The sequence below is a fragment of the Nocardia miyunensis NBRC 108239 genome (genome assembly GCF_001613065.1).
GTDB lineage: Bacteria > Actinomycetota > Actinomycetes > Mycobacteriales > Mycobacteriaceae > Nocardia > Nocardia miyunensis.
Genome location: NZ_BDBQ01000036.1, coordinates 115,074 through 128,826, shown reverse-complemented (window position 1 = coordinate 128,826; position 13,753 = coordinate 115,074). Strand labels below are relative to the sequence as shown.

General features: G+C 66.9%; 14 protein-coding genes. 5 read left to right on the top strand and 9 right to left on the bottom strand.

Annotated features, from left to right (window positions below):
• Nucleotides 1-70: 70 nt before the first annotated feature.
• Together NM2_RS15140 and NM2_RS15135 are read right to left on the bottom strand one after the other, a co-directional pair.
• Nucleotides 71-856, bottom strand: a complete 786-nt coding sequence (locus tag NM2_RS15140; RefSeq protein WP_067668946.1) for an N-formylglutamate amidohydrolase — start codon at nt 854-856, stop codon at nt 71-73.
• Nucleotides 853-1,416 carry a TetR family transcriptional regulator gene (locus NM2_RS15135; RefSeq protein WP_067669069.1) on the bottom strand — a complete coding sequence of 188 codons (564 nt, stop codon included), beginning with the start codon at nt 1,414-1,416 and terminating at the stop codon, nt 853-855. The genes NM2_RS15140 and NM2_RS15135 overlap by 4 nt, the downstream gene beginning before the upstream one ends.
• A gap of 141 nt (nt 1,417-1,557) precedes the next feature.
• Here NM2_RS15135 and NM2_RS15130 point away from each other — a divergent pair, with 141 nt between their 5' ends.
• A complete protein-coding gene (locus NM2_RS15130; protein WP_067668944.1) occupies nt 1,558-2,433 on the top strand; it encodes an SDR family oxidoreductase in 876 nt (291 codons plus the stop codon).
• A gap of 60 nt (nt 2,434-2,493) precedes the next feature.
• On the opposite strand, the gene NM2_RS51605 is transcribed toward NM2_RS15130, so the two are convergent.
• From NM2_RS51605 to infC, 5 genes are all read right to left on the bottom strand, one after another.
• Entirely contained in the window at nt 2,494-2,700 is a 207-nt protein-coding gene (locus tag NM2_RS51605) for a hypothetical protein (RefSeq protein ID WP_245718039.1), read from the bottom strand.
• Nucleotides 2,701-2,974: 274 nt separating this feature from the next.
• Nucleotides 2,975-3,844 (bottom strand): TrmH family RNA methyltransferase, encoded by an 870-nt coding sequence (locus NM2_RS15120; RefSeq protein WP_067668940.1) that lies wholly within the window; start codon nt 3,842-3,844, stop codon nt 2,975-2,977.
• A 42-nt stretch (nt 3,845-3,886) separates the two neighbouring features.
• Nucleotides 3,887-4,267 (bottom strand): 50S ribosomal protein L20, encoded by a 381-nt coding sequence (gene rplT / locus NM2_RS15115; protein ID WP_025348785.1) that lies wholly within the window; start codon nt 4,265-4,267, stop codon nt 3,887-3,889.
• A gap of 86 nt (nt 4,268-4,353) precedes the next feature.
• Nucleotides 4,354-4,548 (bottom strand): 50S ribosomal protein L35, encoded by a 195-nt coding sequence (gene rpmI / locus NM2_RS15110; protein ID WP_040821367.1) that lies wholly within the window; start codon nt 4,546-4,548, stop codon nt 4,354-4,356.
• Between the two features lie 68 nt (nt 4,549-4,616).
• Entirely contained in the window at nt 4,617-5,306 is a 690-nt protein-coding gene (gene infC / locus NM2_RS15105) for a translation initiation factor IF-3 (RefSeq protein WP_067669066.1), read from the bottom strand.
• A 343-nt stretch (nt 5,307-5,649) separates the two neighbouring features.
• Here infC and NM2_RS15100 point away from each other — a divergent pair, with 343 nt between their 5' ends.
• The 3 genes from NM2_RS15100 (at nt 5,650) to NM2_RS15090 (ending at nt 7,653) form a co-directional block, all read left to right on the top strand.
• Nucleotides 5,650-5,997, top strand: coding sequence for a DUF1844 domain-containing protein (locus NM2_RS15100; RefSeq protein ID WP_067669065.1), 348 nt, complete (start codon nt 5,650-5,652; stop codon nt 5,995-5,997).
• A 124-nt stretch (nt 5,998-6,121) separates the two neighbouring features.
• Nucleotides 6,122-6,346 (top strand): hypothetical protein, encoded by a 225-nt coding sequence (locus NM2_RS15095; RefSeq protein ID WP_067668938.1) that lies wholly within the window; start codon nt 6,122-6,124, stop codon nt 6,344-6,346.
• Nucleotides 6,343-7,653: a hypothetical protein gene (locus NM2_RS15090; protein ID WP_067668936.1), complete on the top strand. Its 1,311-nt coding sequence runs from the start codon at nt 6,343-6,345 to the stop codon at nt 7,651-7,653. Before NM2_RS15095 ends, NM2_RS15090 begins: the two co-directional genes overlap by 4 nt.
• 49 nt (nt 7,654-7,702) lie before the next feature.
• Here NM2_RS15090 and uvrA read toward each other — a convergent pair whose 3' ends face one another.
• Complete coding sequence (gene uvrA, locus NM2_RS15085; RefSeq protein WP_067668934.1) at nt 7,703-10,699, bottom strand: excinuclease ABC subunit UvrA; 2,997 nt, start codon at nt 10,697-10,699, stop codon at nt 7,703-7,705.
• A gap of 216 nt (nt 10,700-10,915) precedes the next feature.
• Complete coding sequence (locus NM2_RS15080) at nt 10,916-12,058, bottom strand: beta-ketoacyl synthase N-terminal-like domain-containing protein (RefSeq protein ID WP_067668932.1); 1,143 nt, start codon at nt 12,056-12,058, stop codon at nt 10,916-10,918.
• Nucleotides 12,059-12,310: 252 nt separating this feature from the next.
• On the opposite strand from NM2_RS15080, the gene NM2_RS15075 reads away from it, so the two are divergent.
• Complete coding sequence (locus NM2_RS15075; RefSeq protein ID WP_067668930.1) at nt 12,311-13,645, top strand: diguanylate cyclase domain-containing protein; 1,335 nt, start codon at nt 12,311-12,313, stop codon at nt 13,643-13,645.
• Nucleotides 13,646-13,753: the final 108 nt, after the last annotated feature.

Genomic DNA, 13,753 nt, shown 5'->3' with positions numbered 1-13,753 from the left:
CCGCGCCGGAATCGCCCGCGACACGGCTCGAGCATGCCGCCCGGACCCGATGCACAGCCCCTTCCTCTGATCACCTGGCAATCTCGTCGAGTAACTCGGCCAGGGCGGATACCAGTGCGGTCACGCCCGCGTGCGGTTCGCCACCCGGTTCGATCATGTAGGTGTCGCGGCGGATCTCCACCATCAATGCCGAGACCTCCGGTCTCCGGCCGTAATGCCGCAGCGGGACGTAGGTTCCGGAGAACGGCGAATTCACCTCGGCCTCGAAGTCGGCGAACGCATTCCGGGCGGCCGCGAGCAGCAAGGGCGGAGTGTGGAACGGGTCTGTGCCCAGGCAGATCTGCGGGCGCGGTCCCGCGCCGTGCAGCTCGTACGGCAGCGCCACGCTCGGATAGGAATGCAGGTCCACGATGATCGCCCGGCCGGTAGCCGACACCCGGCCATCGACAGCCTGGGCCATCGCCGCAGCATATGGCTCGTAATATTTTGCCAGTAAGCCCTTTTCGTGTCCCGTGTCGTCCCGCCGGAGTCGCGCCCCATGGGACGTCCGGGTGTACACGGCCCCCATGCCGACCGCGCGCATCTCCTCCCGCTCGTCCGGGAAACGTTCCGGATCCACCACCAGCCGCGACAGTGCGTTGACGAACAGCCACGGCCGCAACATGGTTCGCGCCGCCGCCCGTTCGGCCAGCATCGCGGTGTGCCCGTCGGTCATCAGAGACAGCTCGGCAGTCAGTTCGGCGTCGTCCAACAGGATGTGCTCGCGCACGGCAGCCGGGATCGCCCGCGAACCGTGCGGAACATGAATCAGCACGGGCGAATCCGCCGCGCCCGGAATCACACCGCCCTCGATCATCTTCCGGCCGTTACCGTTTCGAGCACTGCCAACGCCTCGGAGACGAATTCGGTCAGCTCTCGATCGTCGTCCTGGATCCAGCGGGTGAACGCGACCCGGAATGCCGCGATCCCGGCCTCGGCGGCCAGGCTGGCGGCGGGCTCGGTGACGCCCCTGTCGCGTAGCGCCCGCGCGGCAGTGGCGGCGAGTGAGGTGAGCTTGATCAACTCGCGTTCCTGGAGCGAGGCGTTGGCATCGATCACGATCTGACGCTGCCGGGCGAAATCCCGGCGCTGCCCTAGCAGTTCGGCGAACGTCGCCAGCGCGGCGCCCATCGCCGCCATCGGCGCGGCCGAATCAGGCTGTGTGGCAATGGTGTTCGAGACGAGCTCGTGCAGGGCCTCCTGCCCGCCGAACAGCACCTCGCGTTTGTCGCCGAAGTGCCGGAAGAAGGTGCGCTCGGTGAGCCCGGCCCGTTCGGCGATCTCCGCCACCGTCGCCTGATCGAATCCACGCTCCAGATACAGCTCCAGCGCCGCCTGAGCCAGGCGGCCGCGCGCATCCGGTTCCCATCGAGCCATCTGTTCATGATAAGTGATGCCACCCACTGACATCACTTGATGACAGCGGCTGACATAGCTGATATATTGATGTCATCAACTGACATCACGCCGGAGGGGCGTTCCGAACGCCCGGACGGTCTCAACGAAGGTGGTCATCTCATGCGTCTCTTCGTCACCGGTGCATCCGGATGGGTCGGATCCGCCGTCGTCCCCGAACTCGTCAGCGCAGGTCACGAGGTCATCGGCCTGGCACGGTCGGATGTCTCGGCCGCGGCCCTCACCGCCGCGGGGGTCCAGGCGCGGCGCGGCGATCTCCAGGATCAGGACAGCCTGCGCGCCGGTGCGGCCGACGCCGACGGCGTGATCCATCTGGCATTCATCCACGACTTCTCGAAGTTCGAGGAGAACCAGCGCATCGATCGCGGCGTGGTCGACCTGTTCGGCGAGGTGCTCGAAGGCTCGGACCGGCCGCTGGTCATCGCATCCGGACTGGTCCCGCTGGACACCGGCAAACCCGGCTCCGCCGCAGGCCCGATGATCCGGCACGCCACCGCCGCCGCCGCGATCCAGCTGGCCGACCGGGGTGTGCGCTCCGTGGTGCTCGGACTACCGACGACCGTGCACGGCGAGGGCGACCACGGCTTCATCCGCCGCCTTGTCGAAATCGCCAGGGAGAAGGGCGTTTCCGGCTACATCGGCGACGGCGCCCACACTTGGCCCGCAACTCACCGGCTCGACGCCGCACACCTGGCCCGCCTCGCGGTGGAGAAGGCGCCGGCCGGAATCGTCGTGCACGCACTCGCCGAACCGGGCATCCCGACCCGGGAGATCGCCGAGGCCATCGCCCGCGAACTCGACATCCCCGCGGTCTCGATCCCCAGCGAGAACGCCGCCGACCACTTCGGCTGGTTGGCCGCCATGTGGGGCACGAGCATCACCGGCGACAGCGGCCCCACCCGCGAACTGCTCGGCTGGGAGCCGACCCACCCCACCCTCCTCGAGGATCTGGCCCAGCCCTACTATTTCGAGAGCTGACCCGCCTCGTATTCACCCGGCCGTCCCGTCGCAATCACGCACGGGGCGGCCGGGTTTCACTCAACTCCCGTTCGAGGTCCCGCTGGACACCCGAACCACCACCTTGTCCTCGGTAACCTGCTGCACGGTCACCCCAACTCCGGAAGTCGACCGCGTCTGCCCCACCGGCACCGAAACCTCCTGCCCCGCCACCGACAACACAACCGTATCCCCCTCGACCGAAACAAGTTTCGCATCCACCCCGAGCACACTGGCCTTCGCACTCACCCCCCGATCGAACGTGATAACACACCCGTCGACCTGACACCGGCTCGTCGTACCACCCCCGGTAACAGTGCAGCCGACAGCCCCGAACAACCCCGGAGCGACAAGCAGAAACACAATCAACAACCGTCGAGAACGCACGCCGCGCAGTGTAGGCCACCCGCCGGTTTCATCCAGGTTTTCCGGCCTCACACCCCCTGAACGAGAGAAGCACGCTTGATGCGACATCGGAACAGCCTGTGCTAGTGGCTGATTCGACGATGCAGGCGGCGGCGGGTCAGCGATGTTGGACTCTCGCGCCCGCGTAGAGGCAGATGGCCGCTGCGGCGGCGAGGTTGAGGCTTTCGGCGCGGCCGTGGATGGGGATGCGGATGCGGTGGTCGGCACGGGCGGCCACCGCGGGGTCGAGGCCGTGGGCCTCGTTGCCGAAGAGCCAGGCCACCGGGCCGGACAGGATCTCCTCGGCGTCGTCCAGGTCCACTTCGCCGCGGGCCGTGGTGGCCAGCACGGTGATTCCGGATTCGGACAGTGCGTGCAGCACAGTGCCGATATCGCGTTCGCGAGCCAGCGGGACGTGGAAAAGACTCCCAGCGCAGGCGCGTACGCATTTGCCATTGTGCGGGTCGACCGAATCACCGGCCAGGACAACGCCGTTCGCGCCGACCGCGTCCGCGACGCGGATCAGGGTGCCCGCATTGCCCGGATCGGAGATCTCGACGGGCACGGCCAGCATCAGGGGGTGAACCGAGCGCGTGACATCCGAACTCCCCGACTGCCCCAGCGCCACTGCCGATTCAGCGACAACGCCGCTCGTGTCCGGCGAGAGTACCTGTGCCAGCGGCACATCCACCTGACGGCAGATCGCGACCAGGCCGGGCGGGGTCACCGTCTCACCGAGGTGTTCCGCGGCGCGCTCGCTCACCAGCGTCGTGCGCACACCGGTGGCCGCGGCTCCCGCCACCAGCTCGTGATCTCGTTCGGCGGCCCGAGGGGAATAGAACAACTCCTCGATCCGGCCCGCATCCAGCGCTGCGGCAACCGAATTCGCGCCTTCCGCGAGAAACAGCCCGGTCTTGCGGCGGTGTGCGCCGCGATGCAGCTTGACAGCCGAAACGACCCGCGGATTGCGCTCGGAGAGCGCGTCCACGGGTCGTTCTCGATGCTGAGTGGTCAAGTGCCGGATGCCGAATCAGGCGGCCGGAGCGTTGACATCCTCGGGCAGCGCGGCCTTGGCCACCGCGACCAGGCCCGCGAAGGCCTCGGCGTCGGAGACGGCCAGCTCGGCCAGGATCTTGCGGTCGACCTCGACACCCGCGGCCTTGAGGCCCTGGATGAAGCGGTTGTACGTGATGTCGTTCAGCCGAGCCGCAGCATTGATGCGCGCGATCCACAGCTTGCGGAAGTCACCCTTGCGCGCGCGGCGGTCGCGGTAGGCGTAGGTGAGCGAGTGCAGCTGCTGTTCCTTGGCCTTGCGGTACAGCCGCGAGCGCTGCCCGCGGTAGCCCTTGGATGCCTCGAGAACGGAACGGCGCTTCTTCTGAGCGTTGACGGCCCTTTTGACGCGTGCCACTGGTCAGTCCTTGTTAGATCGTGGGGCGCGCGCGGCGCCCGGAGGTGGTCGGTTGTTGGCGTCCGAAAACGGATCGCGAGGCCGGCTCAGATACCGAGCAGCTTCTTGACGCGACGGACGTCGGCGGGCGCGACGGCCTCCGTGCCATCCAGACGACGAGTCCGGCGGCTGGACTTGTGCTCGAGCAGGTGGCGCCGGTTGGCCTGCTGGCGCAGCAGCTTGCCGCGACCGGACACCTTGAATCGCTTCGAGGCGCCGCTGTGGCTCTTCATCTTCGGCATGGATTCCTCAGTTCTGTCTCGTGCCGGTGGCAGCCTGCACTCGCGCCGCCACCGGAGCTGAATCGTTTCTACTGCGGGTTCGCCGCTTGCGCCTCGGGCGCGTTCGCCGCGGTCTCCGGCGCGGCCGGACGCTGCTGCTGAGCGTTCGACTGCTGGGAAACCGTCTGCTGCGCCTTGGCCCGCGTCTTCGCGCCCTTGTGCGGCGCGAGGACCATCGTCATATTCCGGCCGTCCTGCTTGGCCGACGTCTCCACGAAGCCCAGATCAGCGACGTCCGCAGCCAGACGCTGCAACAGCCGGAACCCGAGCTCGGGCCGCGACTGCTCGCGACCGCGGAACATGATGGTGACCTTGACCTTCGACCCGGCCTCGAGGAAGCGCATCACGTGGCCGCGCTTGGTCGCGTAATCGTGGTCGTCGATCTTCGGTCGGAGCTTCTGCTCCTTGATCACTGTCTGGACCTGGTTCTTCCGAGACTCGCGCGCCTTCTGCGCGGTCTCGTACTTGAACTTGCCGTAGTCCATGATCTTGCACACCGGCGGACGCGCGTCCGGCGCGACCTCGACCAGGTCGAGGTCTGCCTCCATGGCGACGCGCAGTGCATCTTCAACACGCACGATCCCAACCTGCTCGCCACCGGGCCCGATGAGGCGTACCTCGGGGACGCGGATGCGATCGTTGATGCGGGTCTCAGTGCTGATGGGGCCTCCTAGGTCAAGCGGTGTCGTCCAACGACCGCGCTGTAATGGCAACCCCATATCCAACACGAAGGCCCCGTTACGGTATTTCACCGCCACGGGGCCCGATGTCGACCGGCCATCGATGTGCACACTCGCCACATCGGCCGCGTACCGGGAAACCAGTACACGGAAACTCATCCATCATGATGAGCGACCGGACCGCTTTGCCTGGCGTTTCGGCCGGCAGGCGGTGGGAGTCGGGCTCCACTTACTGCCCCGGCGCAGTGCAATCCGGCGATTCGGGCCGAAAATACACGGGTCGGGACGGTCGTTGCCGTACACCATAGCATCACCGCATCGCGAACTCACAATCGGCGTCCCCGTGACCTGCGACGCCGTGGAAAATGCGATGCTACCGGACATGAACGACGCCACCCCGATCGAACCGGATGTGCGCGAACTGGCCGACATCCCCGCCGTCGAGGTGATCAGCCGGGCCGCGGTCATGCTGATGAGCTCGGCCGCCGAGAAGCTCGGCCTGGCCGATCCGGATCCGGACACCAGTCCCCGCCGCGACCTCGACGAGGCCCGCCGGCTGATCACCGCCCTGGCAGGTCTGATCACCGCTTCGGTGGAATACCTGGGTCCGCACGCGGGTCCCCTGCGCGACGGACTGCAATCGCTGCAGCGCGCATTCCGCGAGTCCTCCGCGCACCCCGACGAGCCGGGCACAGGGCCCGGTGAGAAGTACACCGGGCCGGTCTACTGAACCGCTCAGTGACCACTATCACCCCATCCGAGATGATTTCCGGCAACGAAAGTTGTTGGCACTCCTATGATTCGTGTGCGCGCACATGGGTAATCCCGGGCCCAACGCGTAAATCAGGAGAATTATGAGTGCCAGAACCGATCTCGCGGCGGAATTGGACGGCCACGTCGCGGCATTAGATGAGCTGTCCGAGCAAGAGGCAGCCGACCTGCTGGGCCTGTTCCGCAATGCGCGCAAGACCGAAACCGCCGCACTGAACTCGGCCATCGATGACATGGTCGGTGTGCTGCCCAAGCCGTTCCGCGGGGTGACCAAGCGAATCATGTTCGGAGACATGACCGGACAATGACCAATCTGGTAACTCGCGCTCAAATCGTTCTGCTGGCACGCACCCTGCACGTACCGCCCGAGCGGCTCGCGCATCTGGAACGGCTCGGCGCCCACCGGCTACACGAACTCCAGGAGCGCATGTCGCGCGTCGTGTTCGACGATCACGCCGAAACCTTCCGCCGCATCAGCAGACTCGTGCCGTTCATCCCACTGAGCGTCTCGATGCCGCTGATCCAGCGCATCGTGCCGCCCGCCATGACCGGCCGCGCCGCGGGAGCCGTCGGCGCCGACCATCCGAAGAAGGCCGCGGAGACCGTCGCCCTGCTGGGCACGTTGTACGCCGCGGACTGCGTGCCCTACATAGACCCGGTCACCGTCGGGCACCTGGCGGACGGCGTGCCGCCCGAACCGCTGGTCGAGGTCGTCAACGAGATCCTGCGCCGCCACGACTACATCACCGTCGGCCCGTTCCTGGACTACGCGACCCCGACGTTGATCGAGGCGATCGAACTCGGCGCGCGCGATGACGAGGGCCTGATCCACGCGACCGCCTACGCCTTCTCCTCCGAGGCCGTCAACGCCATTGTGCGGCAACTGCTTTCCGGTCAGTCGCAACGGATTCCGCGGCTGGTCCGCACGGTTCTGGCCGGAACGCCCGAACTGCAGCGCGCGGGACTGTCGATCTTCGCGCGGTGTGAACCGGAGATCATCCGTGCCGTGGGCGAGGCCCTGTTCTCGGTCGGATCGCCACCGGCGATCGGGAATCTCATCACCAATGCGATCCGGATCGGCTCGGTCCCGGATCTACTGACCTTCACCGGCAATCTGAGCCGCCAGGCGCTGGGCCGGATGGCCGGCAATCCGGTATTCGGCGATCAGGGCGTGATGGCCGCGATCGTCGCCTCGCTCAACGGCCGCACCGAGCCTAACTACTGGCGCGGCTTCTTCGCGCTGGCGGCGCGGACCAGCACCGAGATCCAGCGGCGGACCGTGCGGCTGCTGGCCGAACTGCCGGATGACAACGTGGTGGATCTGCCGATGCGGGCCACCGAGTCCGACGGCTGGCCGATGCTGCTGCAACTCATCGCGGTCGCCGATCCGGCCGCGCAGCAACGGTTCGGCGCGGCCTGGGCCGCCCTGTCGGCCGAGCGGCGAGCCGGATTGCAATGGCACATCCACGAACACCACCTCGATGCCCGGCTGGCCGCGATCACCGAGGCCGCGCCGACTATGTCGGTGGAGGAAGTGTTCTACAAGCGCCGCCAGGCCCGGCGGCACCTCGGCGCCGCCGGAACCGGGCCCAGCGACACCTGGAATCCCTGGTAGCACATCGCGTCCGGGGCGGCCCGACGCGGCCGCCCCGGAACGCCGATGTTCATCGCAGCGCGGCAGCCCTGCGCCGCGCGGCGGCGGCCTTCTTGGGATCCTTGTCCGCGGGCTTCTTCGTCGCGGCCGCCGACTTCTTCACTGCGACAGGCTTTTTCGACGCCGCCTTGCGCGCCGGTGGCTTCGCCGCGGGGACGGCCAGGGTCTCCTTCAGGAACTGCCCGGTATAGCTGTCGGCCACGGCCGCGATATCTTCCGGGGTCCCCTCGGCGACAACCGTGCCGCCGCCCGAACCGCCCTCGGGACCCATATCGATCACCCAGTCGGAGGTCTTGATGATGTCCAGGTTGTGCTCGATGACGATGACGGTGTTGCCCTTGTCGACCAGGCCGTTGATCACCTTCAACAGCTTGCGGATGTCCTCGAAGTGCAGGCCCGTGGTCGGCTCGTCCAGGATGTAGACCGTGCGGCCGGTGGAACGCTTCTGCAGTTCGGCGGACAGCTTCACGCGCTGGGCCTCGCCGCCGGACAGCGTCGGGGCGCTCTGGCCCAGGCGGACGTAGCCCAATCCGACGTCGACCAGCGTCTTCAGATAGCGATGGATCGAGGTGACCGGTTCGAAGAACTCCGCGGCCTCCTCGATCGGCATATCGAGCACCTCGGCGATGGTCTTGCCCTTGTAGTGCACTTCGAGCGTCTCCCGGTTGTAGCGCGCGCCGTGGCACACCTCGCAGGGGACGTACACGTCGGGCAGGAAGTTCATCTCGATCTTCAGGGTGCCGTCGCCGGAGCACGCCTCGCAACGCCCGCCCTTGACGTTGAACGAGAACCGGCCCGGCTGATACCCGCGCACCTTGGCCTCGGTGGTCGCCGCGAACAGAGTGCGGATCTTGTCGAAGACGCCGGTATAGGTCGCCGGATTCGAGCGCGGGGTACGGCCGATCGGAGACTGGTCGACCTGGACCAGCTTGTCCAGATGATCCAGCCCGTTGACGCGGGTGTGCCTGCCGGGCACCTGGCGAGCACCGTTGAGCTTGTTCGCCAGGACCGTCGCCAGGATGTCGTTCACCAGGGTGGACTTGCCGGATCCGGACACGCCCGTCACGGAGGTCAGCACGCCCAGCGGGAAGTCCACCTCGATGCCGCGCAGGTTGTGCTCGGTGGCGCCGACCACGGTGAGTTGCTTCTTCTTGTTCACCGGACGACGCACCAGCGGCACATCGATCTGCTCCCGGCCCGACAGGTAGGCGCCGGTGAGCGAATTGGAGTCGCTGAGCAGTCCCGGGTAGGGACCGCTGTAGACCACCTGACCGCCGTGCTCACCCGCCAGCGGGCCGATGTCGACCACCCAGTCCGAGGCGTGGATGGTGTCCTCGTCGTGTTCGACGACGATCAGGGTGTTGCCCAGATCGCGTAGCCGCGTGAGGGTTTCGATCAGGCGGCGGTTGTCGCGCTGATGCAGGCCGATCGAGGGCTCGTCCAGGACGTACAGCACGCCGACCAGGCCCGAGCCGATCTGCGTCGCCAGCCGGATGCGCTGCGCCTCACCGCCGGACAGGGTCGCCGCGGCGCGCGAGAGCGTCAGGTATTCCAGGCCGACGTCCAGCAGGAAGCCCAGGCGCGCCTGGATCTCCTTGAGCACCTGACCCGCGATCGCGGCCTCGCGCTCCCCCAGCCGCAGGCCGTTGAGGAATTTCGCGCAGTCCCGGATGGACAGATCCGACACCTCGGCGATGGACCGGCGGCCCTCGCCGGAATCCAGTGTGACGGCGAGGATTTCGGGGCGCAGTCGCGCACCGTTGCACACCGGGCACGGCACGTCGCGCATATAGCCGTCGTAGTGTTCCTTCATCTGCTCGGACTCGGTGTTCTCGAGCCGGCGCTGCAGGAACGGCATCACGCCTTCGAAATCGGCATAGTACGAACGCTTGCGGCCGTAGCGGTTGGTGTAGGAGACGTGCACCTGATCGGAACTGCCCTCCAGCACCGCCTTGCGCGCCCGCACGGGCAGCTGATGCCAGGGGGTGTCCATGGAGAAACCGATGGCCTCGGCCAGACCCGACAGCAGGCGCGTGAAGTATTCGGCGGTCTGCCCGCGCGACCAGGGCGCGATCGCGCCCTCGTTGAGGCTCAGCGCGGTATCCGGTACGACCAGTTCCGGGTCGACCTCCTTGCGGATGCCCAGACCCGTGCAGTCCGGGCAGGCACCGTACGGCGAGTTGAACGAGAACGAACGCGGCTCGAGATCCTCGATGTCCAGCGGATGCGCGTTGGGACAGGCGAGTTTCTCGGAGAAGCGGCGCTCGCGATCGTGCGCGTGCTCGTCGCGATCGACGAAATCGAGGACCACGATCCCGTCGGCCAGGCGCAGCGCCGTCTCGATCGAATCGGTCAGGCGCTGTTTGGAACTCGGCTTCACCGCGAGGCGATCGATGACCACCTCGATATCGTGCTTCTCCTGCTTCTTCAATTTGGGCGGCTCGGTGAGCGAATGGACCACCCCGTCCACCCGGACGCGCGAGTAGCCCTGGGAATTCAACTGATCGAACAGGTCGACGAATTCGCCCTTGCGGGTGCGCACCACCGGGGCCAGCACCTGGAACCGGATGCCCTCCGCCATGGCCAGCACCTGATCCACGATCTGCTGCGGCGTCTGCTTCGCGATCAGCTCACCGCAGACCGGGCAGTGCGGGGTGCCCGCGCGCGCGTAGAGCAGCCGCAGATAGTCGTGCACCTCGGTGATGGTGCCGACCGTGGAACGCGGATTGCGGTTGGTCGACTTCTGGTCGATCGAGACCGCGGGCGAGAGGCCCTCGATGAAATCCACATCGGGCTTGTCCATCTGGCCGAGGAACTGGCGCGCGTACGCCGACAGCGACTCGACGTAACGCCGCTGCCCCTCCGCGAAGATGGTGTCGAACGCGAGACTCGACTTGCCCGATCCGGACAATCCCGTGAAGACGATGAGACTGTCGCGCGGCAGGTCGATATCGACCCCTTTGAGATTGTGCTCCCGCGCTCCGCGCACCGTCAGGCGATCCGCCACAGGCCGTCCCTTCTCATTCGTATTCCGGCGTCCTCTACTACCCCGGCCGCCATGCTAGGCAAACCCACCGACAAGTTTCGTCCGGCAATCGGCGACGCTTGGTCGGACCAGGGATTTCGGCAGTTCGAAGACCGCCCGACCGCGCGGCGCATTCGCCGCGACCGACCTGAACCAGCGTACTTCGCCGCGCCGGGATCGCGATGTGATCCGCCCCGCTCAGACCCCGTCCAGGACGATCACCGAATTGTGCCCGCCCATGCCCAGCGAGGTCTTGACGGTGATCCCGCCGGTGAACTCGGTGCTCCCGTCCAGCAGCCGCGGATGCGCGGGCGCGACGATCGGCGGGGCCGGCACGACCCCGCGCTCGTAGGCCAGCGCGGCCACCACGACCTCGACCCCGGCGGCCGCGCCCTGGCAGTGGCCGGTCAGCGGTTTGACCGAGTACAACGCCGGGCGATCGTCGAAAATCCTTGTCAGGACCTCGGTTTCGGCTTCGTCGCACTGCCGGGTTCCGGGTCCGTGCGCGTTGTAGTAGCGGACCTGCTCAGGCCGTACCCCGGACACCTCCAGCGCCCGGCCGACGCAGTCCAGAATCTGTTCGTGGGACGGATCGACCGACACCACGTGGTAGCCGTCGTTGGACATGGCCCCGCCCAGCACGCGGGCGTACGGCCGCTCGGCATCGCGGGTCAGGACGAAGGCCGTGGAGGCCTCCCCCATGCTGAAACCGCGGCTGCCCTGCTGGAACGGGCGGCAGGCGTCGAGCGGTTCGGCATCGCCGACCGCCGCGCCCAGCCCGATCATGTGCTCGAGCAGCTCGGGTGTCGCCGATAGATCGGTGTTCACGCACAGCACGTCGTCGGCCATGCCCTGGGTGAGCCACAACTGCGCGGTGATCAGGGCGACGTTGGCCGAACTGCACGCGGCCGAGATGTCCATCGACGGGCCGCGGAAACCGAATTCCTGCGCCAGCATCGCGATCGGCGTCGAAGGCAGCAGCGACATGAATCCGCGCGAACGCCGGTGTCCCTCGTCCACGAGGTAGAAATCCCGCCAGTTGCGGACGTCGCCGAGCACGATCGAGTGCAGGATCCCGACCGTGCGGCCGGGCCGCCAGCCGCGGGCGCGGGCATCGTCGATCGCCTCCCGGGCGGCATCCTGCACGGCCCGCCCATAGCGGCTCGGGCCGAGCTCCGCATCCCCGCCGTCGGGAATCAGGGCCACCCAGGCATACTCGTCACGCCCGGGCCCGTACCCTGGATGTAGCCGGGCGGCGGACTTTCCGCTCAGCAAACCACGCCACAAAGCCTCACGACCCCAGCCGTAACCGGAAACCACACCGATTCCGGCAATGGTCATATGATCTTGGTGTCTCGGGGTAAAGCCTGGCATCGCCTCGCTCCTTCACCGGTTCGAGCAGAATAGCGAACAGTCCGCCATCGCTGAGCAAACCTTTTGCCTCAATGCTGTCCGATCAATGCTCGTAGAAGTGCTCGAACTGTGACCGATCCGACAACGTCGGCGCTGAGATCTTCCATACGCCGACAGCAGAATGATCCCATGCTGAAAATGACATAGATAGTCTTTGATCAGGGGGTACGCGTGGCTGACATGGGCGACGAGAAAGGCGACGGCGCGGTAGACGCCGAGCAACTGGCACAACGGTACCGGTCACTGGTGGAACACAGTCCGGACGGTGTCGTCGTACATGAGGGCGGCAAACTCGTTTATGCAAATCCGGCAATTGTTCGGCTACTTGGCGCGAATGCCGTCCGGGATATTCTCGGCCGCCCGGTGACGCAGTTCGTCGCACCGCGTGACATCAGACCGATGCTCGCGCGAATCGCCCGTCTCAACCGCACCGGCGACGCCTCCGAACCCGCCGAGATGACCCTGATCCGGCTCGACGGGCGAACGGTCGACGTGGAAACCGTGTCGGTTCTGACCGTCTGGCACGAGCGCCGCGCACATCAGGTGGTCATCCACGACCTCACCGCGCAGCGCCGGGCCGAAGATGCGCAACGTCGCGCCGAACAGCACTTCACCACGGTGGTCTCCCAACTGGAGGAGGGTGTGGTGGTGATCGATCGGAACGGATGCATCGAATCGATCAACCCGGCCGCGCGGCGGATCTTCGGTCACGAGGGCGGGGATCTGGTCGGCACCGCGATCGCCGCGCTGCCGCTCGCGCTGCTGGATCCCAACGGGCAGCCGCTGTCGGCGACCCGGCATCCGGTCGCGCGCACCCTCGCCACCGGTGAGACCATCGCGCGATACGTCTTCGGCGTCGACCGTGCCGACGGCCAGCGCCGCTGGCTTTCGGGTTCGTCCCGGCTGCTCAATCCGGGCGATCCGGATTCGCCCGCGGTCTCCTCCTTCAACGACATCACCGAATTCCGCGCCAGCCGCAGGCAGCTCGAATATCAGGCCACCCACGATCCGCTGACCGGTCTGGCGAATCGGTCACTGGTGCTCTCCCGGCTGGCCGGGGCGCTGGGCACCACCGAGGATCTGCCGGTCTCGACGGTGCTGTTCATCGATCTGGACGGGTTCAAATCCATCAACGACACCCTCGGTCACGCCATCGGCGACACCGTCCTGCAGATCGTGGCCCAGCGCCTGCAGCGCAGCCTGCGCCAAGACGACGTGGTCGGCCGCATCGGCGGTGACGAATTCCTGGTGCTGCTGTCCGGGCGCGCGCTGCCGTTGGATCTGGACGGCCTGGTGTTACGCCTGCGCCAGGCGATGTCCGAGCCGATCATCGCGCGCGGCCACCGGATCCACGTCGACGCCTCGATCGGGGTCACGCCGCTGCACGCGGGCGACACCCGCACTCCGGAGGCCGTCCTGCACGATGCCGACGTCGCGATGTACCAGGTCAAACCCGCCGCACACCACGACGGTCCCGGCTCGATGCGCCGAACGGACAATACGCACGCCTCGTGAACTCGCGTTCACCTGCGGTTACAGCGAGTCACCCCAACGCCAACTAGACTCGACAACTCCGTTTTCCCTTCGCATGCGGCCTCGTCCGGCCGATTGTGGTGACAAGGA